The sequence below is a fragment of the Roseomonas sp. SRI_022 genome, assembly GCF_057586215.1.
The window spans coordinates 104,660-125,393 of sequence record NZ_JBYCZL010000016.1 but is presented as its reverse complement, the minus strand read 5'-3'; the positions used below and the strand labels follow the sequence as shown (position 1 = coordinate 125,393).

The 20,734-nt window shown below is 68.3% G+C and carries 19 protein-coding genes; 9 read left to right on the top strand and 10 right to left on the bottom strand.

The genetic code is table 11. The features are described 5' to 3' along the window. Positions 1-1,347, bottom strand: a 1,347-nt coding sequence (locus AC2YHJ_RS17115; RefSeq protein WP_487397299.1) for a DEAD/DEAH box helicase, incomplete at its 3' end; no start/stop codon positions are given. A 328-nt stretch (positions 1,348-1,675) separates the two neighbouring features. Between AC2YHJ_RS17115 and AC2YHJ_RS17110 the strand changes: the two genes are divergently transcribed. Next, positions 1,676-2,374, top strand: coding sequence for an alpha/beta fold hydrolase (locus AC2YHJ_RS17110; RefSeq protein WP_487397296.1), 699 nt, complete (start codon positions 1,676-1,678; stop codon positions 2,372-2,374). A gap of 10 nt (positions 2,375-2,384) precedes the next feature. Here the strand turns inward: AC2YHJ_RS17110 and AC2YHJ_RS17105 are convergent, their stop codons facing one another. Together AC2YHJ_RS17105 and AC2YHJ_RS17100 are read right to left on the bottom strand one after the other, a co-directional pair. Beyond that, a complete protein-coding gene (locus AC2YHJ_RS17105; protein ID WP_487397295.1) occupies positions 2,385-3,353 on the bottom strand; it encodes a Bug family tripartite tricarboxylate transporter substrate binding protein in 969 nt (322 codons plus the stop codon). Continuing rightward, positions 3,353-4,306: an ATP-grasp domain-containing protein gene (locus tag AC2YHJ_RS17100; RefSeq protein ID WP_487397294.1), complete on the bottom strand. Its 954-nt coding sequence runs from the start codon at positions 4,304-4,306 to the stop codon at positions 3,353-3,355. Before AC2YHJ_RS17100 ends, AC2YHJ_RS17105 begins: the two co-directional genes overlap by 1 nt. 206 nt (positions 4,307-4,512) lie before the next feature. Between AC2YHJ_RS17100 and AC2YHJ_RS17095 the strand changes: the two genes are divergently transcribed. After that, positions 4,513-4,902, top strand: a complete 390-nt coding sequence (locus AC2YHJ_RS17095) for a PH domain-containing protein (protein WP_487397293.1) — start codon at positions 4,513-4,515, stop codon at positions 4,900-4,902. Between the two features lie 9 nt (positions 4,903-4,911). On the opposite strand, the gene AC2YHJ_RS17090 is transcribed toward AC2YHJ_RS17095, so the two are convergent. After that, the gene (locus tag AC2YHJ_RS17090) at positions 4,912-5,241 is read right to left on the bottom strand and encodes an Mpo1-like protein (RefSeq protein ID WP_487397292.1); all 330 of its coding nucleotides are present in this window, start codon (positions 5,239-5,241) and stop codon (positions 4,912-4,914) included. An 85-nt stretch (positions 5,242-5,326) separates the two neighbouring features. Here AC2YHJ_RS17090 and AC2YHJ_RS17085 point away from each other — a divergent pair, with 85 nt between their 5' ends. The 5 genes from AC2YHJ_RS17085 (at position 5,327) to parE (ending at position 11,180) form a co-directional block, all read left to right on the top strand. Further along, the gene (locus AC2YHJ_RS17085) at positions 5,327-6,913 is read left to right on the top strand and encodes an MFS transporter (RefSeq protein WP_487397291.1); all 1,587 of its coding nucleotides are present in this window, start codon (positions 5,327-5,329) and stop codon (positions 6,911-6,913) included. A gap of 23 nt (positions 6,914-6,936) precedes the next feature. Then, positions 6,937-7,464, top strand: a complete 528-nt coding sequence (gene dps / locus AC2YHJ_RS17080; RefSeq protein ID WP_487397290.1) for a DNA starvation/stationary phase protection protein Dps — start codon at positions 6,937-6,939, stop codon at positions 7,462-7,464. A gap of 101 nt (positions 7,465-7,565) precedes the next feature. Then, entirely contained in the window at positions 7,566-8,213 is a 648-nt protein-coding gene (locus AC2YHJ_RS17075) for a putative adhesin (protein ID WP_487397289.1), read from the top strand. 8 nt (positions 8,214-8,221) lie between these two features. Next, positions 8,222-9,112, top strand: coding sequence for an SH3 domain-containing protein (locus AC2YHJ_RS17070; protein WP_487397288.1), 891 nt, complete (start codon positions 8,222-8,224; stop codon positions 9,110-9,112). An 85-nt stretch (positions 9,113-9,197) separates the two neighbouring features. Then, positions 9,198-11,180, top strand: a complete 1,983-nt coding sequence (gene parE / locus AC2YHJ_RS17065) for a DNA topoisomerase IV subunit B (RefSeq protein ID WP_487397287.1) — start codon at positions 9,198-9,200, stop codon at positions 11,178-11,180. A 43-nt stretch (positions 11,181-11,223) separates the two neighbouring features. Here the strand turns inward: parE and AC2YHJ_RS17060 are convergent, their stop codons facing one another. Both AC2YHJ_RS17060 and AC2YHJ_RS17055 read right to left on the bottom strand, forming a co-directional pair. Next, positions 11,224-12,363, bottom strand: coding sequence for an acyl-CoA dehydrogenase family protein (locus AC2YHJ_RS17060; RefSeq protein ID WP_487397286.1), 1,140 nt, complete (start codon positions 12,361-12,363; stop codon positions 11,224-11,226). Between the two features lie 60 nt (positions 12,364-12,423). Next, complete coding sequence (locus AC2YHJ_RS17055) at positions 12,424-12,660, bottom strand: hypothetical protein (RefSeq protein WP_487397300.1); 237 nt, start codon at positions 12,658-12,660, stop codon at positions 12,424-12,426. On the opposite strand from AC2YHJ_RS17055, the gene AC2YHJ_RS17050 reads away from it, so the two are divergent. Beyond that, positions 12,553-13,197 carry a winged helix-turn-helix transcriptional regulator gene (locus tag AC2YHJ_RS17050; protein ID WP_487397298.1) on the top strand — a complete coding sequence of 215 codons (645 nt, stop codon included), beginning with the start codon at positions 12,553-12,555 and terminating at the stop codon, positions 13,195-13,197. The two genes, AC2YHJ_RS17055 and AC2YHJ_RS17050, sit on opposite strands and share 108 nt — an antisense overlap. Before the next feature lie 326 nt (positions 13,198-13,523). On the opposite strand, the gene AC2YHJ_RS17045 is transcribed toward AC2YHJ_RS17050, so the two are convergent. Both AC2YHJ_RS17045 and AC2YHJ_RS17040 read right to left on the bottom strand, forming a co-directional pair. After that, positions 13,524-15,062 carry a calcium-binding protein gene (locus tag AC2YHJ_RS17045; protein ID WP_487397285.1) on the bottom strand — a complete coding sequence of 513 codons (1,539 nt, stop codon included), beginning with the start codon at positions 15,060-15,062 and terminating at the stop codon, positions 13,524-13,526. Positions 15,063-15,590: 528 nt separating this feature from the next. Continuing rightward, positions 15,591-16,877, bottom strand: a complete 1,287-nt coding sequence (locus AC2YHJ_RS17040; protein WP_487397284.1) for an NCS2 family permease — start codon at positions 16,875-16,877, stop codon at positions 15,591-15,593. Between the two features lie 354 nt (positions 16,878-17,231). Between AC2YHJ_RS17040 and AC2YHJ_RS17035 the strand changes: the two genes are divergently transcribed. Further along, the gene (locus tag AC2YHJ_RS17035; protein ID WP_487397283.1) at positions 17,232-18,386 is read left to right on the top strand and encodes an aminotransferase class V-fold PLP-dependent enzyme; all 1,155 of its coding nucleotides are present in this window, start codon (positions 17,232-17,234) and stop codon (positions 18,384-18,386) included. Between the two features lie 45 nt (positions 18,387-18,431). On the opposite strand, the gene AC2YHJ_RS17030 is transcribed toward AC2YHJ_RS17035, so the two are convergent. Both AC2YHJ_RS17030 and glnA read right to left on the bottom strand, forming a co-directional pair. Then, positions 18,432-18,962: a DUF6973 domain-containing protein gene (locus tag AC2YHJ_RS17030; RefSeq protein ID WP_487397282.1), complete on the bottom strand. Its 531-nt coding sequence runs from the start codon at positions 18,960-18,962 to the stop codon at positions 18,432-18,434. Positions 18,963-19,159: 197 nt separating this feature from the next. Continuing rightward, positions 19,160-20,599: a type I glutamate--ammonia ligase gene (gene glnA, locus AC2YHJ_RS17025; RefSeq protein ID WP_487397281.1), complete on the bottom strand. Its 1,440-nt coding sequence runs from the start codon at positions 20,597-20,599 to the stop codon at positions 19,160-19,162. Positions 20,600-20,734: the final 135 nt, after the last annotated feature.

Genomic DNA, 20,734 nt, shown 5'->3' with positions numbered 1-20,734 from the left:
GCCCTTGGACGGCGCGGCGGAACGGCCGCGGCCGCGGCCCTTGGGCGCGTTGCGGGCTTCCTCGATCTCCTCGTCCGACACGGTGTCGAGACCCTCGACGGCCATGCGCGGGATCGGCTTGCCGGTCAGCTTCTCGATCGCCGCGACGTTCTTCGCGTCATCGGCGGTCGCGATGGTGTAGGCGTGGCCCTCGCGCCCCGCCCGGCCGGTCCGGCCGATGCGGTGCACGTAGTCCTCGTCGCGGAACGGCACGTCGAAGTTGAAGACGTGCGACAGCCCGCCGATGTCGATGCCGCGCGCGGCGACGTCCGAGCAGACCAGCAACTGCAGCTCGCCTGCCTTGAACGCGTTCAGCGTCGCGAAGCGGGACGCCTGATCCATGTCGCCATGCAGGGCGCCGACGCTGAAGCGGTGCTTCTTCAGCGACTTGTAGAGGATATCGACCTCAATCTTCTTGTTGCAGAAGATCAGCGCATTCTGCACCTGCTCGACGCGGATCATGCGCCGCAGCGCCTCCCGCTTGTCGTGCGGCTGAACATAGACCAGCCCGGCGGTGATCGTCGTCGCGACGGAAGCCGGCGCGGAGACGGTGATCTCCTTCGGGTTGGACAGGAAGGCGTCGGCCAGGCGCCGGATCTCGGGCGCCATGGTGGCGCTGAAGAACAGCGTCTGGCGCATCTGCGGGATCAGGCTGACGATGCGCTCGACATCGGGGATGAACCCCATGTCCAGCATGCGGTCGGCCTCGTCGATCACCAGCAGCTTGCAGTCGGCCATCAGGATGCGGCCGCGATCGAACAGGTCGAGCAGCCGGCCCGGCGTCGCGATCAGCACGTCCACGCCTTTCTCGAGCACGTCGCGCTGGTCGTTCATGCTCTCGCCGCCGATCAGCAGGGCGTGGTTGAGCTTGAGGTACTTGCCGTATTTCTCAAAGTTCTCGGCGACCTGCAGGGCGAGCTCGCGCGTCGGCTCCAGGATCAGGCTGCGCGGCATGCGCGCCTTGGCCCGGCTGCCGGTCAGGATGTCGAGCATCGGCAGCACGAAGGACGCCGTCTTGCCGGTGCCGGTCTGCGCGCAGCCCAGCACGTCGCGGCCCATCATCACCCAGGGGATGGCGTGTTCCTGGATCGGCGTCGGGTGGACGTAACCGGATTCCGACACGGCGCGGAGCAGTTCGTCCGACAGGCCGATATCGGCGAAGGTCGTGCGCGGCGGCGCCGGCTCGGCCTCCTCCTCGGAATATTCGGGGACCTCGTCCTCCTCCGCCTCGGGCGCGGCGGCGACGATCTCGACCGCCGGCGCGCTTTCGGGCTCGGCGGAGGGTTCGGGAGCGGCCGGTTCGGCCATCTCGGCCTCAGGCTCGGCTGCGGATGTCGCCACGAAGGTTTCGGGCGAGGGGGCCGGCTGAGCCGGGGCATCGGCCGCTTCCGCGGCCGTCAGGGGAAGCTCGTTCAACGTTGCTCTTTTCCATGGGCCCGTCGCAACGGGCCGACAGCGGGGTATGCGGTGGGTGGCCGAGCCCCGGTGGGGCGCACTCCGGGGCCGGCGATCCGGCCCGCCAATCCACGAGCGCGCCGGATATGCGCCGCTTCGGCCAGAAGATCAAGGTTTTCGGCGCCTCGCGGCCGGCGTTCCACGCATGGACGGGCCGCGTGGGGCGCGATAGAGCCAGAGCATGACCCGTCCGCCATCCCTGTTGCTGCTGCCCGGCCTGCTCTGCGATGCGCGGTTGTGGCGGGACCAGGCGGCCGCCCTGGCGCCCATTGCGACGCCCGTGGTCGCCGACCTCACCCTGGATGACCGGATCGAGGCGATGGCGGCGCGCGCCCTGGCGGCGCTGGACGGCCCCTTCGCGCTGGCCGGCCTGTCGATGGGCGGCTATGTCGCACTCGAAATCATGCGCCAGGCGCCGGAGCGGGTGACGCGCCTTGCGCTGCTCGACACCGGCGCACGTGCCGATACGGATGAACAGAAACGCCGGCGCCGCGGCCTGATCTCGCTGTCGCGATCCGGCCAGTTCCGTGGCGTGACACCGCGGCTGCTGCCCACGCTGATCCACCCCTCACGCCTGGACGGCCCGATCGCGGCCGAGGTGATGGAGATGGCCGAACGGGTCGGCAAGGATGCCTTCCTGCGCCAGCAGGAGGCGATCATGCATCGCATCGATTCACGCCCGCATCTGGCGCGCATCGCGGTGCCGACGCTGGTCGGCGTGGGCGCGGACGACGCCCTGACCCCGCCGCCCCTCGCCGCCGAGATGGCGGCGATGATCCCCGGGGCACGGCTGCGCCACTTCGCCGATGCCGGCCATCTGCCGACGATGGAAACGCCCGAGGCAGTGAACGCCGCGCTCGCGGCTTGGCTGACCGGGTAATCCCCCGGGATCAGTCCAGCGCAATCCCCACCTCGCGCACCAGCGCACCCCAGCGCGCATCCTCCGCCGCGATGCGCGCGACGAGCGCTGCCCGGCCGGATGCCGCAGGTTCCGCCCCGACGGCGCGGAAGCGGGCCGGCAGCGCCGGGTCGGCCATGGCTTCGGCCACCGCCGCCTCGATCTGCGCGGCGAGCGGTTCCGGCAGGCCGGCGGGCGCGCCGACCGCGATCCAGGACAGCGCCTCGAAGCCCGGCAGCCGTGTGGCGATGGGCGGGAGCTCCGGGGCCAGCGGGCTCGGCCGCAGGGAGGTCACCGCAACGCCGCGCGTCTGCCCGCCGGACAGGCCGGGCAGGGAGGTGGGCAGCCCATCCAGCAGCACCGGCACGCGCCCGGCGATGAGGTCGCGCTGGGCCTCCGGGCTGCCGCGGTAATGGATGAACTCGCAGCGCCCACCCATCTCGCGCATCAGCCAGGCCATGGCGAGGTGCGGTACGACCCCCGCGCCGCCGGTGGCGCAAAGCGGTGCCTGCGGCTGCGCCCGCACCCAGCCGGCGAATTCCTCCAACGTCTCGACGGGCACTGAGGGATGCACCAGCAGCACGCCGGGGAAGGAGGCGAAATGGCTGATCGGCGTGAAGTCGCGTGCCGGGTCGAAGCCGAGGTCGCGATAGAGGTGCCGGTTGATTGCCAGCGTCGCCGCGAACAGCGTGCCGAGCGTCGCACCATCGGGCGCGGCGCGGGCCAGCGCCGCGGCGGCGAGGTTGCCGGCGGCGCCCGGCCGGTTCTCGATCACGATCGGCCGGCCGAGCCGCGGCGACACCCGTTCGGCCAGCAGCCGCGTCAGCATGTCTGGCCCGCTGCCGGCAGGCAGGCCGACCAGCCAGCGGATCGGGCGAGTGTCGCGTGGCGCTTCCTCCGCGATGGCAGGGGCTGCAAGCGCGACGCCCACCGCCAGGGCGAGGAGGAAGCGACGGACCATCACGCCGCTTCCGCCGCCTGCGGCCGCAGCGCGATCAGGTGCCGCACCACCGCGTCGGTCGCCGAGACGCCGGCGCGGCGCTCGGCCTCAGGGTTGTAGTTGGTGTTGGTGTTGACGTCGTAGGCGAAGGTTTCGCCGGCCGCGTCGGTGATGAACTCGATGGCGCCGACGCCGATGCTGTTGGCGGCCAGGAAGGCTTCCATGCGCGGAATCAGCGGATGGGTGAAGCCGTCGAGGATGCGGAACTTCTCGCCCGGGGCGACGGCGGGGCAGGCCGCGCCTTCTGGGACGGCGCAGGCATCGGCGGGGCAGAGTTCAAAGCCCTCGGAGGTGTCGACGCGCACCGCATAAAGGAACTTGCCGCCGATGAATTCGGCGCGGGTGATGAAGGGCTCCGGGGCGGCGATGTAGCGCTGGATCAGCCAGATGCCGTCGCGCGGGGCGCCGTGCGGGTCCTCATTCGCCGCGATGCGCGCCACGGCCTGGCCGAGCGCGCCGGGCGACTTCACCAACTGCACCCCGAGCCCTTTGCCGGCGCGGTTGTGCTTGAGGATCAGCGGGAAGCCGATGCGTGCGGCGGCCTCGCGGATGTGTTCCTCGCCGACCACGGCAATGGTCGCCGGGGTCGGGATGCCGTGGGCCGCCAGGGCTTCGTATTGCGCGACCTTCGAGACTTCGAGCTGCAACGCGCGCCGGCCATTCACCACCGTCCGCCCGTGCCGTTCCAGCCATTCGATGACCGCGGCCGCGTATTCCGGCGCGTAGGTGTGCCCGCGCGTGTGAGAGGAAGCCGACATGCGGTTGTAGAAAACGCCGGCCGGCGGCGGTCGCGTCAGGTCGATGACGCCGCGGTCGAGGAACCATTCCTCATGCGCGATGCCGGCGGCGAAGAAGGAGGCGCGCAGCGGGGCGAGCCAGGCGTCGTTCTCGTGGATGACGAAGATCTGCGACATCGGGGGCGGTCCGGGCATGTGTGTCGGTCAGAGAAAACAATTCCTTTAGATCCCCGCAATACCCGTCGATGAAGAAAGATTTTGCTTTTCGATATGCCTTCTGGCTGGGAAGCCGCTTCCAACTGCGGCCTTCGCCACGCCAAACCATTCCCGTTGCCCCGCCGCGCGGCAGGCCGTAATGCCCGAGGACAGGCAGGGGTCACCGCATGTCCGAAACCGTCATCCTGGAAGCACGGGAGACGAAGCGCTCCTATGGGCCGCTCTGGATCGTCCTTTCCGTGCTGATGCTGGGGCTGCCCTTCATCGGCCGGCAGCGCATCACGCTGACCAATGAGCGCATCACCCTGACCCAGGGCTTCTGGACCAAGATCCGCGACGACATCGAGATCTTCCGCATCCGCGACGTGGTGGTGAAGCAGAGCCTCTATCACCGCCTGCTCGGCATCGGCGACATCGTGGTGAAGTCGATGGAAGGCCGGTCGGAGGAGGTGCATGTGCTGCGCGGCATCGCCGACCCGGTGGGCGTCAGCGAGAAGATCCGCGGCATCTGGAACCGCACCGCGCGCCCGACGGGGCCGGCGACCACGCTCGACTGAGGCGCCCGTTCAGCGCAGCCCGGCCTTCTCCAACTCCGGGCCTAGCCGCCCTGTCGCCATCAGCCAGGCCATCCTGAAATCCGAGCCCAGCGACCACAGCGGATAGGTGAAGGTCGCCGGGCGGTTGCGCTCGACCAGCATGTGGCTGCCCCAGGCGAAGGCGTAGCCGGCGACGACGGCGACCAGGATCAGCCACCAGGGCCCGGCCAGCAGCCCGGCCGCCAGCAGCACCAGCCCCACCGCCGTGCCGAAGGCGTGAATGGCGCGCGTCCTCGGGTTGGCGTGCTCCCGCAGGTAGTGGGGCCAGAATTCCGCATAGGTCGCGATGCGATCAGCCATGCCCGCAGGCTATCCGACCCGGCACAGGGCGCGCCAGCGCCGAGGGGCCTTCCCCCGCCCGGCCCGCTTCTGTCAGTTTGGCCCGATGCCCGCAGCCTTCGCACCGCTTCGCCATCCCGCCTTTCGCCTGCTCTGGTGGGCAAACCTCGCGGCCAATATCGGCTTGTGGGTCCAGAACACGGGGGCGGGGTGGATGATGACCAGCCTGGACCCGTCCCCGGTCATGGTCAGCCTGGTGCAGGCGGCCTCGATGTTGCCGGTCTTCCTGCTGGCGCTGCCGGCCGGCGCGCTGGCGGACATCATCGACCGCCGCGTCTACCTGATCGGCGCCCAGGCCTGGGTGCTCGTGGTCGCGACCCTGCTCGCGCTGCTGACCTGGGCGGGGATGATCGGTCCCTGGGGGCTGCTGTTCTTCACCTTCTGCATCGGCACGGGCAATGCGTTGAACTTCCCAGCCTGGGCGGCCACCACCCCGGAACTGGTCCCGCGCGAGGACCTGGTGCAGGCCATCGCGCTGAACGGCATCGGCTTCAACCTGTCGCGTGCGGTCGGCCCGGCGATTGGCGGCTTCGTCATCGCGCTGGCCGGCACCCAGGCCGCCTTCGCGCTGAATGCGGTGTGCTTCCTGACGCTGCTGCTCTCGCTGCTGGCCTGGCGGCGGGAGGCACCGCGCAGTGCCATGCCGCCGGAGCACTTCCTCAGCGCGATGCGCGCGGGGCTGCGCTTCGTCGCGGCGAGCCCGGCGATGCGCGCAACCATCCTGCGCGCCTGCACCTTCTTCTTCTTCACCGCGGCGGTGTGGGGGATGCTGCCGCTGGTGGTGCGCCACAAGCTCGGCCTTGGGCCGGAATCCTATGGCGGCATGCTGGGGTTGATGGGCATTGGCGCCGTCGCGACCGGCTTCGCGCTGCCGACGCTGCGCCTGCGCCTGCCGACGCGCGGGGCGATGGTCACCGCCTTCTCCCTCGTCTCGGCGGCCTCGCTCGCGCTGCTCGGCGTGTCGAACCACTGGTTGCCGGCGGGCGTGTCGATGCTGATGTTCGGCGCCGGATGGCTGGCCGCCGCCTCCACCCTGCAGGCGTCGGCGCAATTCGCCACGCCCGCCTGGGTGCGCGCGCGAGCGCTCGGCATCTACCAGCTCTGCTTCTTCGGCGCGATGACGGCCGGTGCGGTGCTGTGGGGGTGGGTGGGCAATGTCCTTGGGCTTGAACCGGCGCTGCTGCTTGCCGCGGGAATCTGCGCCGCGGCGGCCATCGGCGTGCGCGGCTGGCGGCTCGACACCGCGCCGGCCAGCGAGCCGCCGGCGGTTGCCATGCCGCTGCCCGAGGCGCCGTCCGCCGAGTTGCGCCACATCCTCGACGAGCATTCCGGCCGCGTGCTCGAGGTCGTGCGCTACACGGTGAACCCCGAGGACCGCGCCGCATTCCTTGCCGCCATGAGGGAGGCGCGGCGCGTCCGCCTGCGCTGCGGGGCGGTCGCCTGGCGCCTGCTGGAGGATGTCGCCCACCCCGAGCGCTGGATCGAGCTCTGGGCCGTCGAATCCTGGACCGAGCATCTACGCGAGGCAGGCCGGCTCGACCCCGCCGACCGCCATGCGCTGGCGCGTGCCGCAGGCTTCCAGACCGGCGAGGGACCGCCCGAGGCCGCCCGCTACCTGACGGTACAACCTTGACCGGCCTGCCACGTTTCCGTCCCATGTCCACGACCATCGAGGAGAAGCCCGCCATGGCGAAATCCAAGGCCGCCAAGCTGCATGCGACCCGCAATGACCTCGGCGCCAATGCGCGCGAAGTGTCGGTCGGCGTGCTGAACGCCACGCTGGCGGATGCGATGGACCTGACCAACGGCGTACGCATGGCGCATTGGACCGTGCGCGGTCCCCACTTCGCCGCGCTGCATGCGCTGTTCGAGACCTTCTACGACCAGCTCGGCGAGGCCACCGACGACATCGCCGAGCGCGTCATCCAGCTTGGCGGCACGCCCGACGGCACGACGCAGCTGGTGGGCGACAAGTCCCGCCTCGACGCCTATCCGGCCGACCTGCGCGACGGGATGGACCATGTGAAGGCGCTTGCCGGGCGCTATGCCGCGCTGGCCAAGACCGTGCGCGCGGGCATCGACGAGACGGGCGAGGCCGGCGATGCCGACACGGCCGACCTGCTGACCGGCCTGTCGCGTACGCTCGACAAGGCGCTGTGGATGCTCGAGGCGCATCTCGGCTGACGCGCGGGGACGTACGCCGCTGGCCAGAGCATGGCCATCGGTGTGGAAGGTGCTGCCCGGACGTGCTCTGCTCCACTGCGCGGGGCACGGCAGAGGGCGCGATGAGCAATCTGGGCAAGGTCTTCAAGAAGTGGCGCAGCAACCTGCGCCACGAGATCCACGCGACGCCGAGCATGAACTGGGCGGCCGGCGGCACGCCGGTGAACTCCACGACGAATTTCTACATCGTGGGAGACCTGACGGCGGCCACGTCCTGCTACATCACGGGCCACGGCGGCGCGGATTCCGACGACTACTTCTTCGACAACAAGACCTTCAGGGTGCCGGCCGGCGTCACGGTGAATTTCTACCAGCCGCACGGCTTCATCCTGGCCGCCGGCACGCAGGAGTTGCGGCACCACCAGCCGGTCGCGCATCCGACCGCCACCGACCTCGTCTACACAGCCGGTGACGATTGCGTGAACTACCTCCTGAGCAAGGACCAGGGGCGTCACCTCAGCGGCGATTCCGATTACGCGGCCGCATGGGAGATGGACTACGCCGGCACGCAGGCGGTGGCGGGCGACATGGGCATCGTCATGGTCACCGTGCGCAACCGCTGGTTCCACGCAGGTGTCTCGCTGAAGACCTGCATCGAGGAGGTCACCAAGGCGGCCCCGAACCTCACAACCTTCAACTGCCTGTTCTGCCGCGTGGACGAGAACTCCGGCGACGAGTCCTGGGACATCGAGGGGTTCTGGAGCACGTGACGCGATCAATGGTGAGCAGGCCTGCCGTCCACTGGCTGGCGGCGGGGCCGCTTGCCCTGTTGCTGGCCTTGCCAGGCTGCGCGGTGCCGCGCGCCGGCGGCGATGCCGGCGAGGGCTGCCGGAACCAACTCAACAGCTTCAACGGGTCGGGTGACGCCTTGCTCGCCCCGGGCGCCCGTTGGACCGCGCCGGGGCAATTGCCGCGCGGCACCGTCTCCACCGATTTCAGCCGGAGCGCGGCCTCCCCCGGCGCAGGGCTGGAGGCGACGCTGCGGCAGGAGAATGCCGATATCGACGCGGTGCAGATCGCCTTCGATGCGCTGCTCTACTGCCGGTGGATCGAGGCGCGGACGATCCGTGCCGAGCTCGCCGCCAACCGCGTGCCGCGCCAATCGGCCGAGACGCGCATGGCCGCGCTGCGCGCGCGGCTGCAGCGCGACCTGGCCCGCGCCCAGGCGGTGCTGGATGCGCTCGAGGCCCGTATCGTCCAGCGCGACGCGGTGGTCGAGGCCGCGGCGCCGGGTTCGCGGGAGGCCGCGCGACGTGCCCGCGCCGAAAGCGGTGCGACCCGCAGCGTCGTCGCGGCCGCCACCGTGACGCTGCGCCTGCGCCCCGAGGCTGGCGCGCCCGAGATCGGCCGCGTCGCCGCCGGCCAGGCGGTGACGGTTCGGCCCGCTCAGTCCGGCTTCGCACTGGTGGAAGGGCAAGGCGGGTTGCGTGGCTATGCGCCGACCGGCGCCTTCCAGATCGCTGAGCGCGCCGCGGCCGCCGCCGCGCCAGGGCGGGGCGGAGAGGTCCGCCAGCTCGTCGCCACCAACATCGCCCGGCGGGACAATTTCGCCGAAAGCCTGTCCCTGGCGCGGGAAGCGGCGGTTTCGGGGTTCGAACTCGGGGCGTAAACGATCCGGGCGGGGAGCGAATCGCCACCCGCGTTGTTTCCTGGCGCCGCGGTGAGTATTCTCCACGGCCTTAAGGGAACAAGACATGAACGACCTGTTCGGCCGGGGCGGTGCGCGAAAAGGCGCCGCCGGGCAGAGCGAAGGCTATTCCGCCAAGGACATCGAGGTGCTGGAGGGGCTGGAGCCCGTCCGGCGGCGCCCCGGCATGTATATCGGCGGCACCGACGAGAACGCGCTGCATCACCTCTCCGCGGAAGTCATCGACAATGCGATGGACGAGGCGGTGGCCGGCCATGCCGACCGCATCGAGGTGAGCCTCGAGCCCGGCAACTGGATCACCGTGCGCGACAACGGGCGCGGCATCCCCGTCGATCCGCATCCGAAGTTCCCGAAGCTCTCCGCGCTCGAGGTCATCCTGACCACGCTGCATTCGGGCGGGAAGTTCTCGGGCAAGGCGTATGACACCTCGGGCGGCCTGCATGGCGTCGGCAGCTCCGTGGTGAATGCGCTGGCCGAGCGGCTGGATGTCGAGGTCGCGCGCGACCGAACCCTGTTCACGCAGTCCTACGAACGCGGCAAGCCGGTCACCAAGCTGAAGAATGCCGGGCCGGTGCAGAACCGGCGCGGCACCACCATCCGCTTCAAGCCCGACCCGGAGATCTTCGGCGCGCTGGAATTCAGGCCGGCGCGGCTGTTCCGCTTCTGCCGATCCAAGGCGTACCTCTTCCAGGGTGTCGAGATCCGCTGGTCCTGCGACCCGTCGCTGATCAAGGACGACACGCCGGCCGAAGCGGTACTGCATTTCCCCGGTGGCCTGTCGGACTTCCTCGCCTCCGCGATCGAGGGTCAGGCGACCGTGGTCGCGGCACCCTGGGCCGGGCAGGCGGAGTTCCCCGATGGCGCCGGCCGCGTCGAATGGGCGGCGACCTGGGTGGAGCGTGGCGAAGGCTTCCTCAACACCTACGCCAACACCATCCCGACGCCGCAGGGCGGCACGCATGAGGCCGGCTTCCGCGCCGCCCTGGTCAAGGGCCTGCGCGCCTATGGCGAGCTGAAGAAGGAGAAGCGCGCGGGCAACGTGACCGCCGAGGATCTGCTTGGCGGGCTGGCCGGCATGCTGTCGGTCTTCATCCGCAACCCGCATTTCCAGGGCCAGACCAAGGACAAGCTGACCAACGCCGAGGCCGCGAAGCTCGTCGAGGGCGCGCTGCGCGACCATTTCGACCATTGGCTGGCCGGAGATCCCGCGACGGCGGACAACCTGCTCGCCTTCGCCATAGAGCGCGCGGAGGAACGGCTGCGCCGTCGCGCCGAGAAGGACACGCCGCGCAAGAGCGCGACGCGCAAGCTGCGGCTGCCGGGCAAGCTCGCCGATTGTTCGCGCGAGAGTGCCGAGGGCACCGAGCTGTTCCTGGTGGAAGGCGATTCCGCCGGCGGTTCAGCCAAGCAGGCGCGCGATCGGGAGACGCAGGCGGTCCTCCCGCTGCGCGGCAAGATCCTGAACGTCGCCTCCGCCTCCACCGAAAAGTTGCGACAGAACCAGGAACTGAAGGACCTGATCGAGGCGCTCGGCTGTGGCGTCGGCGATCGCTTCGACATCGGCAAGCTGCGCTACGGCCGCGTCGTCATCATGACAGACGCCGACGTGGACGGCGCGCATATCGCCGCGCTGCTGATGACCTTCTTCTACAAGGAACTGCCGGAACTGGTGCGCCAGGGGCGGGTCTTCCTCGCCCAGCCGCCGCTCTATCGCCTGCAGGCGGGCGGCGTGTCGGTCTATGCGATGGACGATGCGGACCGCGAACGCGTGCTGAAGCAGCGCTTCAAGGCGAACCAGAAGGTCGAGGTCAGCCGCTTCAAGGGCCTGGGCGAGATGCCACCGGCATCGCTCAAGGAAACCACCATGGACCCGAAGAAGCGCACCCTTCTGCGCGTGATCCTGCCGGCCGAGGACCGCGCGCGGACTTCCGAACGCATCGAAGCACTGATGGGACGGAAGCCGGAGCTGCGCTTCCAGTTCATCCAGGAGAACGCGGCGAGCGTGGAGGCAGAGGCGCTGGACGCGTGAGGGTGGCTGCCGGGAGGGCGCTACCCTCCCGACAGCCCTTCCATCACCCGTCGATGCCCGTCCCCAGCGCCATGCGCCCGGTCAGTTCCAATTGCGGCATTTCCTGCAGCGGATGGAAGCGGGCACCCTGCACGTCGCGGAAGGCGCGCTCCAGCCCGAGGTCGCGGAAGAAGGACGCGCCGCCGACCAGTTCCATCGCGCATTCCACCGTCTCGATCGCCGCCTTCGCCGTCAGCGTGTGCGCGATCGCCGCGCGGCTGGTGCGTGCCGGGCCGGGGGCCTCGGTTTCCGCGATGCGGATCATGCGGTCGAGCGACATCTCGGCCGCCATGAAGGCGTTCTCCAGCCGGCCCGCCAGGACGGTCAGCGCGTGGCTGCCCGGCTTGCGCTGCGCGATCTCCAGCGCCCGCGCCCGCGCGCCTTCGGCCACGCCGACATAGGCCGAATAGACGAGCGGGAAGGCGAGGGCGAAGATGTGGTGGAACAGCATGTGCCACTTGCCCGGTTCCCGCCGCGCGACGACCGCCGCATCGGGCACGAAGACGTTCTCCAGCATCACGTCATGCGAACCGGTGCCGCGCATGCCCATCACATGCCAGGTGTCGAGCCGCCGCACGCCCTCCGCCTTGAAGGGGACGGCGAAGTGCAGGACCGTCGGGCCCTTCTCGGCGTCGTCATGGATCGCGCTGGTCACCAGCAGGTCGCCCATCTGGCAGCCGCTGGAGAAGACCTTCTTCGCGGTGACGCGGAAGCCGCCTTCCACTTTCGCCGCCTTGCCATTGCTCGGCAGCCAGTCCGATCCGCCGCTTGAAATCAGCACGAGGTCCTCGGCGGCCACGCGCTTCAGCATCCCTTCGACCGGCGCCTGCTCATGCCGCCACCGCCAGGCCGGCACCGCGACCAGGTGCGAATGCATGGAGAAGGCGAGCGCGGTCGATCCGCAATAGGTGCCGAGCCGGCGGATCGCGTCGCACATGACGCGGTAATCGGCACCCGCGCCGCCGAGCTCGGCTGGCACCAGCGCCTTGAAGAAGCCCGCGGCCTTCAGGGCGCGGAAGCCTTCCTCGACGAAGCTTTCCTCGGCGTCGTGCAGCGTCGCCGCAGCAGCGATTTCCTGCCCGACCTGGTCGGCGAGCGCGATCCAGTCGGTCTTCGGCAGGTCGGTGATCAATGCGTCCGGCATCTGTGCCTCCGGCTAACCCGTTGCGATGCGCGGGACCGTGCTCTCCGGCCGAAACTGCGTTCAAGGCCAGAAAATGGACTTGATTTGATCTGCGTCACGATCAGATGGTGCAGCATGCCCGGCTATGGACAGTTCTGCCCCGTCGCCAAGACGTGCGAGCTTTTTGCGGAGCGCTGGACGCCGTTGATTGTGCGCGAACTTTGCTGCGGCCCAGCACAATTCAATGATCTTCGTCGGCGCCTGCCGCTGATGTCGAAGACCTTGTTGGCGCAGCGGCTGCGCGATCTTGAGCATCATGGTGTGATCTCGATCACCATGAAGCCGAGCGGCCCGGGCAACGTCTATGCGCTGACCCCGGCGGGCGAGGAATTCCGCCCGATCATCGAGGCGCTGAGCCTGTGGGGCCAGCGCCACACGCAGACCATCCTGCGGCCGGAGGATTTCGATCCGCATTTCCTGCTGCAGAGTATCGGTGGCCAGATCCAGCGCTCCGCCGTTCCGGCGTCGCGCTTCGTCGTCCGCTTCGACTTCCGCAACATCCCCGCCGCCCGCACGGCGACGCGGAGCTGGTGGTTCGTCTTCATGCATCCGCATGTGGATCTCTGCATGAAGGATCCTGGTCATCCCGTGGATGTCGTCATCGCCGCCGACCTCGAGACCTTCACCCGCGCCTGGATGGGCTACATCGGCCTCACCGACGATCAGGCGCGGCAGGGCATCGCCTTCGATGGCGCGCCGGACGCAGCCGAGCGCGCCAAGGCGCTGATGGGTCTGTTCGACCGGCCGCGGGAACGCCGCTTCGTTTTCGCTCCGCCTGAGATGCTGGACGCGTAGCGTCCCGGCTCCGACCGAGGTCGCCAGCATTCCCCGGTTCCTTACAGCGGATGGGGTTCTCGCTGACGTCACTTGTCCTGGTCGTCGGTGCGGACCGGTTGGCCTGACCATGGCCGCCGAGCTTGCGCAGTACGGCGTCTGCGTGCGCACCCTCGACAAGGCCGCGGAGTGCACCGACACGTCGGTGGCGCTGGTGGACGCCTGACACACGCGCGCCATCGCAGCGGGATGACAACGCATTGGGGGGGAGCGAACTCCCCCCCGGCCATCGATCACTGCCGCGGTGACGGGCGGCCGCCTGACGCGGCCGCCCCAACGGGTGTGGATCAGAAGATGGTGTCGCCGCTCACGGCGTCGCGCACCGTCCAGCCCAAGCCGATCCTGATGTCGGCGCCAGTCTGGATGCCGATGTTGATGCGTTCCAACGGCGTGCCGTTGTCCCACTCGATCACCAGGCTCGCCGCGCCGCTGTCCATGTTGGCCCTGCTCGTGTAGACTGCGACCGCGCCGCTGTCGTCGGCCGAGCCCCAGACATCCATGAACAGGTTGTTCCCGAGGCCCACCAGGTTGAGCTGGTCGTGGTTCACGGGGCGGGTCACATCGAAGTAGTCGATGTGGTCCCATTCCGGCTCGGTCGCGGCTGGCGGGAGGAGGGCACTCCACACGAACACGTCGCGCCCGCCGTCATTGGTGTTGTGCACCGTGTCATTGAAGCCGTCCGAGAGGGTGATGCGGTCGTTGCCGTCGCCATCGAAGACCACGTCCTCGCCGGTGCCGGGGGTGATCGTATCATTGCCGGCATCGCCCTGGATGGTGTCGTTGCCATCGCCGCCCTGGACGGAATCATTGCCCTCGCCCGCGACAACGGAATCGTCGCCGCTGCCCGCGCTGACCGTGTCGTTGCCGCCGCCCGCATCGACGGTGTCGTTGCCGCCATTGGCGGTCATGAGGTCGTTGCCATCGCCGCCGTTGATGGTGTCGGCGCCGGCACCGGTCGTCATGGTGTCATCACCGCTTCCGCCGAGGACGGTGTTGTCGCCGTTGCCCGCGGTGATGGAATCATTGCCGGCACCGCCGTCCAGGGAATCGTTGCCGCCATTCGCCGTGATGGTGTCGTCGCCGTCTCCACCAAGCACGACGTTGTTCCCGCCGCCGGCGCCGATGAAGTCATTGCCCGCGCCGCCGCTGATGTTGTCCTGGCCGGTACCGGCGGTGATGTTGTCGTTGCCGTCGCCGCCCGTGGTCAGGTTGTTGCCGTTGCCGGCGTTGATGCGGTCGTCGCCTGCACCGCCATCCATGGTGTCGTCGCCGCCATTGGCGGTCATGGTGTCGTTGCCGTCGCCGCCCGTGACCAGGTTGTTGCCGGCGCCGGCCAGGATCGAGTCATTGCCGGCCCCGCCGATCAGCACATCATTGCCGCCGTTGGCGGTAATGGTGTCGTTGCCGTCATAGCCGTTGATGGTGTTGTTGCCGGCGCCGCCGGCCAGGCTGTCGTTGTTGAGCCCACCATCCAGGAAATCGTTGCCGTCGCCGCCATCGGCGAAGAGCGCCGCGAGCACGTTATTGCCGGCGATGACCGAATCATCGCCGAGTCCGCCGGTGATAGTGATCTGTCGGAAGAAGCCAAGGCCGCCCGCCAGAAGATCGACATCCTGCGGCAAGACAGGACTGACTTCGTCCTTTTGTATGATGTTGTCGCTCAGGTCGACGACATCATTGAGTATGGTCCCTGTCAGGGTAAACCGCGTGCTGTTCAAAGCGTTGAACGCGTATGCCATGACTCGAATCTCCCGTTTTCTTGCGAATGATTCCTTGGGCGATGGCCGGGCACAGCGACACGCTTCCGGAATTTCTGAAGAATTCATCGAAGAGTGAATCTTCGATGGAATCTGACGAAATAGCCAGAATCATCACCAACTCGGCATGGTGATCTACTTCCAGGATTTATTGATGAACAATCAGAAACATCATATTAGAATCTATGGAATTCGATGATGTGTTAGAATATTTGGCTTTCGTAAGTATATGAAATCATGTGAATCATAATTATGAATGAACGAGCTGCGAGAAATTAGCGCGTTCTGTCGAACGCGATGGTGGATTCAAACCGATGTGACCAATAAGAATCGGCGCTGCATCAGCAGGAGTTGGCATGATTTCACGAATAATTGAACATATTGCGAACGAAATGAGTGATGTTGGGTGAGTCGTTTCAACTTGAGGGAGATTTCCTTGGCATGTGCATTTGCGAGAATTTGATTTCTATCAAGAAATGATAGGTGAATGTAAAGCGATGTGCGGCGCGTCAGTGCCGGGGCCGCGTGCCCCTTCCAGCCGATATGTCTGGCACCGCCGCGCAGCCGCGGCGGCGGTGCAGGCTGGCCGGGGGCGCCCTACAACAGCGCGAATTTCATCGCCGAAAGCCCAGCGATCAGCCACACGGCGCCATGGACCTCGGTCGGCCGGCCGGACAGCAGCTTCACCCCGGCATAGGCGATGAAGCCGAGCCCGATCCCTGTCGCGATCGAGAAGGTGAAGGGCATCGCGATCGCTGTGACGATGGCGGGCATGTATTCCGTCGCATCGTCCCAGTTCAGTTCCTGCAGTGCCTTCGCCATCAGGCAGGCGACGAAGACCAGCGCCGGGGCCGTGGCGAAGCCGGGAATGGAGGTGGCCAGCGGCGCGAGGAACAGCGCGAGCAGGAACAGCACGCCGACCGTCACCGCGGTCAGCCCCGTGCGTCCGCCTGCCTGGATGCCTGCCGCGCTCTCGATGTAGCTGACGGTGGTCGATGTGCCGAGCACCGCACCGGTCATCGCGCCGGTGGAATCGGCGATCAGTGCGCGGCCGAGATTCGGCACCGACCCGTCCTTGTTCATCAACCCAGCGCGGTGGACCGTGCCGATCAGCGTGCCCGTATTGTCGAGCAGATCCACCAGGAAGAAGGTGAAGATGATCCCGCCGATGCCAAGGCTGATCGCGCCGGCGATGTCGAGTTGCAGGAAGGTCGGCGCGAGCGAAGGCGGCAGGGAGGCGAAGCCCTGCATCGTCGTCAGCCCGAAGGGGATCCCGGCTACGGCGGTGGCAAGGATGCCGATGACGATCGACCCCGGCACGCCGCGTGCCGACAGCCCGGCGATCAGCAGGAATCCCGCGCAGGCGAGCAGCGTCGTCGTCTGGGTGATCGGTCCGAGCCCGACCAGCGTCGCCGGATGCGCCACCACCAGGCCCATCCCGCGCAGCCCGATCAACCCCAGGAAGAAGCCGATGCCCGCGGCGATGCCGAACTTCAGCGACAGCGGGATGCCGTTCACCAGCCATTCCCGCACCCGCAGGATCGACACGGCGAAGAACAGCAACCCGGACAGGAACACCGCGCCGAGCGCGACCTGCCAGGGCACGCCCATCCCCTGCACCACGGCGAAGGCGAAATACGCGTTGAGCCCCATTCCCGGCGCCAGCGCGATCGGGAAGTTCGCGATCACCCCCATCAGCATCGACCCAATCGCCGCGGCAAGGCAGGTGGCGACGAAGGCCGCCCCCGCATCGATGCCGGCGATCGCCATGATCGAGGGATTGACCACGACGATGTAGGCCATGGTCAGGAAGGTGGAGAGGCCGGCGAGGATTTCGGTACGCGGATCGGTGCCGCGTTCGCTCAGCCGAAACAGGCGCTCCATGCGTGGATCTCCGGGGATCGTGGTGGCGCGACGCTACGCCACGACTCGATTGCGAATCCTACGCAAATCCAGCGCCGCTGCCGCCGGGCCGCGACCGGCCCGGCGGTTGGCGCGTCAGTGTTGCATCCACGCCGCGCCGGCCTCCGCTTGTGGCGGGCGATCCGGCCGGCCCTGCCGGCGCCCCAAGGACCGGGGCCGATTCGGCCAATGAGGGGTGAGGAGCCGCGACATCGGGGAAAGCGACCTGGCCCTGCCACGACATGTTGAAGGGCGGTCGGGCAGGGCGCCCCGCCCCGGTTGCCCTTCGGCCGGGCTGCTCTAGGCTCGCCGCCGACCGGTCCAAGGATGCACGACATGCTCGCCTCGCAGCGCCACCTCTTCGACATTCCGCGCGACGTTGCCTACCTCAACGCGGCCGCCTGGTCGCCGCTGCCGCTCGCGGTGCAGGAGGCCGGGCGCATGGGCGTCGGCCGCAAGGGCTGCCCCTGGGATGTCGACGCGGCGCTGCCCGCCCGCGTCATCGAGCGCTGCCGCGCCGCCGCCGCCGCACTGATCGGCGCCGCGGCCGAGGATGTCGCGCTGATCCCCTCCGTCTCCTATGGCGTGGCGGTGGCGGGCAAGATCTTCGCCCCGCCCGCGGGCAGTCGCGTCCTGGTTTTCGAGGATGACCATTCCTCGCCGGTGCTGGAATGGCTGCATCGCGCCCCCGCGCAGGGCTTCACGGTGGAAACGGTGAAGCGCCCGGCCGATGGCGACTGGACCGCGGCGGTGGAGGAAGCGATCGCGCGGCCGGGCGCGCCGATCTCGATCGCCTCCATCTCCAACCTGCATTGGGCCGACGGCGCGGTGCTCGACATGGACCGCATCAGCAAGGCGGTGAAGGCGAAGGGCGCGGCGCTGCTGATCGACGCGACCCATGGCGCGGGGATGATGGACCTCGATGTCGCGCGCATCGATCCCGACTTCCTGATCTACCCGACCTACAAATGGGTGCTCGGTCCCTATGGCCGCGCCTTTATCTACATCGCCAAGCGCCACCAGAATGGCGTCCCGCTGGAGCAGACGGGCTTCGGCCGCAAGGGCGTGCTGAACGATCGCGTGCCCTACCTGGCGGACCTGTCCTATGCGCCGACCGCGCGGCGCTTCGACATGGGCGAGCGCGACCATTTCGTGGGTCTCGAGATGGCGGCGGTGGGCCTCGAACTGATGGCGTCCTGGGGCCACAAGGCGATCGGCGAACGCTGCGCGATGCTGACGGCGCGGCTGGAGGACGGGCTCGCCGCCGCTGGTGCCATCCTGCCGAAGCGCGCGCTGCGCGCGCCGCATATCCTCTGCGTGTCCTTTGCCGCCGGCATGCCGGCGGGCTTCATCGAGGCGCTGGCGGCGCAGAAGGCCTTCGCGGCGCCGCGGCTGGGGCGGCTGCGCATCAGCCCGCACGTCTACAATGACGAGGAGGATGTGGACCGCTTCGTCGCGGCCTTCGCCCAGCTTGGGCGGAAGGCGGCTTAGCCGGCAGGAAGGGCGACCAGGGGCGGCCCTGGTCGTCCCGGGCCGTCAGCGCCCGAAGGTTAGCGAGCGCGTCGGCACCAGCTTGTTGCCGTCCATCTTGTCGACCACGCGCAGCCGTCCCTGCAGGAAGGCGTCCATCGTCGCCACCTGAAGGTCCACGTCTGACGCCGCCTTCATCCGGGTGCCGAGTTCCAGCCCCACGGCGTTGTTGTGCAGGTCCATCTGGGACGCCGGCGTGCCCCAGGACGCATTCATCTCATGCGCCACCAGAACCTCCATCGCATCGGTGTAGCCGATGTCGCGCGCCAGCATGGAGGCAAGGAAGCAGTGGCGCAGCGCATCCGCCGGGCCCTCGTTGCGTGAAGCGCTGGCGATCGCCTCGGCCTGCACGGCCGGCAGCCCATCGGTGAAGGAATAGGACACGTTGCGCGACCAGCGCGTCGCCTCGTCCTTGGCCGCGAGCAGCTTCGGCAGGGACGTCGCCTTGCTCAGGATGGTCTTGGCTTCCTCGAGGTTGCTGCCCTGGGTGCCGAGAGCCTGATTCGCGAGGTTGGCGAGGTCGTCCATGAAGGACATGGGTGGTCTCCGTGGGATGGCGGTGGCAGCGATCTACGCCGGTCGTTCCGCCTCGCACAGGAAGCACTTCAGTGCCGCGTGCCGGACTGCGATCCGGATCACACTGGCCGGGTTTCGGCGCATACCGGAGCCGCCACGACGAAAAAGGGCCCCGCGCGATGCGCGAGGCCCCGTCGTGCCGTCCGATCCGGATGGGATCAGGCGGAGTAGTACATCTCGAACTCGACCGGGTGCGGGGTGTGCTCGAACTTGTACACCTCGGACCACTTCAGCTCGATGTAGCTCTCGATCTGCTCCTTCGAGAACACGTCGCCGGCGAGCAGGAACTCATGGTCGGCGGCCAGCGATTCCAGCGCCTCGCGCAGGGATCCGCACACCGTCGGGATGTCCTTCAGCTCCTCCGGCGGCAGGTCGTAGAGATCCTTGTCCATCGGGTCGCCGGGGTGGATCTTGTTCTTGATTCCGTCCATCGCCGCCATGGTCAGCGCGGCATAGGCGAGATACGGGTTCGCCGTCGGATCCGGGAACCGCACCTCGACGCGCTTCGCCTTGGGCGAGGTCGTGTAGGGGATGCGGCAGGAGGCCGAACGGTTGCGCGCGGAGTAGGCGAGCAGCACCGGCGCCTCGAAGCCCGGGATCAGGCGCTTGTAGGAGTTGGTCGAGGGGTTGGTGAAGGCGTTGAGCGCCTTGGCATGCTTGATGATGCCGCCGATCGCATACAGGCAGAGCTCGGACAGGTCCGCATACCCGTTGCCGGCGAACAGCGGCTTGCCCGCCTTCCAGATGGACAGGTGGGTGTGCATGCCGCTGCCGTTGTCGCCATAGATCGGCTTCGGCATGAAGGTCGCGGTCTTGCCGTAGCTGTGGGCGACGTTGTGGACGCAGTACTTATAGATCTGCATCTGGTCGGCCATCGTCACGAGCGTGTTGAACCGCGTGCCGAGCTCGTGCTGGGACTGCGCCACCTCATGGTGGTGCTTTTCGATCGGCAGGCCCATCTCGCCCATGGTCGAGAGCATCTCGGCGCGCAGGTCGGCCTCGGCATCCACCGGTGGGACTGGGAAGTAGCCACCCTTCACCACGGGGCGGTGGCCCATGTTGCCTTCCGGATAGTCCTTCAGGGAGGAGCCCGGGCCCTCGACGCTGTCGAGCTGGTAGATGCCGTAGTTGCCGCCCGTGCCGAACTTCACGCTGTCGAACACGAAGAACTCGGCCTCGGCGCCGACCAGCACGCTGTCGCCCACGCCGGACGACGCGACATAGGCCTCGGCCTTCTTCGCCGTGCCGCGCGGGTCGCGCGCATAGAGCTGGCCGGTCGAGGGCTCGAAGATGTCGCAGATCAGGATCAGGCTCGGCTTGGCCGAGAACGGGTCCATGCAGGCCGTCGTCGGGTCCGGCATCAGGATCATGTCGGACTCGTTGATCGCCTTCCAGCCGGCGATGGAGGAGCCGTCGAACATGAAGCCGTCCGTGAACACGTCTTCCGTCACGGTGGAGACGTGCTGGGCGGTGTGCTGCCACTTGCCGCGCGGATCGGTGAAGCGAAGATCCACGTACTCGACGCTGTGTTCCTTGATCATCTCCAGAACTTTGGAGACGGCGGAATCACCGCCGCCGGAGGCGGGCTTCTTGGCCATGATGTGCGGTCCTGTTCCCTGACTGCGAAAACCCCGAAACCTGTTCCCGCGCCGCGGCTTCGGAGCCCCGCGGAACGGCCCGGCGTGCAGGGCGGTGCGGCGGCGAACGCCACCCCGCCCGGCTGTTCCGGTCCG

Bases quoted from the DNA above. Each gene is read 5' to 3' on its own strand.
- AC2YHJ_RS17110 (WP_487397296.1), top strand. From the start codon at position 1,676: ATGACCCGTCCGCCATCCCTGTTGCTGCTGCCCGGCCTGCTCTGCGAT.
- AC2YHJ_RS17105 (WP_487397295.1), bottom strand. From the start codon at position 3,353: ATGGTCCGTCGCTTCCTCCTCGCCCTGGCGGTGGGCGTCGCGCTTGCA.
- AC2YHJ_RS17100 (WP_487397294.1), bottom strand. From the start codon at position 4,306: ATGTCGCAGATCTTCGTCATCCACGAGAACGACGCCTGGCTCGCCCCG.
- AC2YHJ_RS17095 (WP_487397293.1), top strand. From the start codon at position 4,513: ATGTCCGAAACCGTCATCCTGGAAGCACGGGAGACGAAGCGCTCCTAT.
- AC2YHJ_RS17090 (WP_487397292.1), bottom strand. From the start codon at position 5,241: ATGGCTGATCGCATCGCGACCTATGCGGAATTCTGGCCCCACTACCTG.
- AC2YHJ_RS17085 (WP_487397291.1), top strand. From the start codon at position 5,327: ATGCCCGCAGCCTTCGCACCGCTTCGCCATCCCGCCTTTCGCCTGCTC.
- dps (WP_487397290.1), top strand. From the start codon at position 6,937: ATGTCCACGACCATCGAGGAGAAGCCCGCCATGGCGAAATCCAAGGCC.
- AC2YHJ_RS17075 (WP_487397289.1), top strand. From the start codon at position 7,566: ATGAGCAATCTGGGCAAGGTCTTCAAGAAGTGGCGCAGCAACCTGCGC.
- AC2YHJ_RS17070 (WP_487397288.1), top strand. From the start codon at position 8,222: ATGGTGAGCAGGCCTGCCGTCCACTGGCTGGCGGCGGGGCCGCTTGCC.
- parE (WP_487397287.1), top strand. From the start codon at position 9,198: ATGAACGACCTGTTCGGCCGGGGCGGTGCGCGAAAAGGCGCCGCCGGG.
- AC2YHJ_RS17060 (WP_487397286.1), bottom strand. From the start codon at position 12,363: ATGCCGGACGCATTGATCACCGACCTGCCGAAGACCGACTGGATCGCG.
- AC2YHJ_RS17055 (WP_487397300.1), bottom strand. From the start codon at position 12,660: ATGATGCTCAAGATCGCGCAGCCGCTGCGCCAACAAGGTCTTCGACAT.
- AC2YHJ_RS17045 (WP_487397285.1), bottom strand. From the start codon at position 15,062: ATGAATTCTTCAGAAATTCCGGAAGCGTGTCGCTGTGCCCGGCCATCG.
- AC2YHJ_RS17040 (WP_487397284.1), bottom strand. From the start codon at position 16,877: ATGGAGCGCCTGTTTCGGCTGAGCGAACGCGGCACCGATCCGCGTACC.
- AC2YHJ_RS17035 (WP_487397283.1), top strand. From the start codon at position 17,232: ATGCTCGCCTCGCAGCGCCACCTCTTCGACATTCCGCGCGACGTTGCC.
- AC2YHJ_RS17030 (WP_487397282.1), bottom strand. From the start codon at position 18,962: ATGTCCTTCATGGACGACCTCGCCAACCTCGCGAATCAGGCTCTCGGC.
- glnA (WP_487397281.1), bottom strand. From the start codon at position 20,599: ATGGCCAAGAAGCCCGCCTCCGGCGGCGGTGATTCCGCCGTCTCCAAA.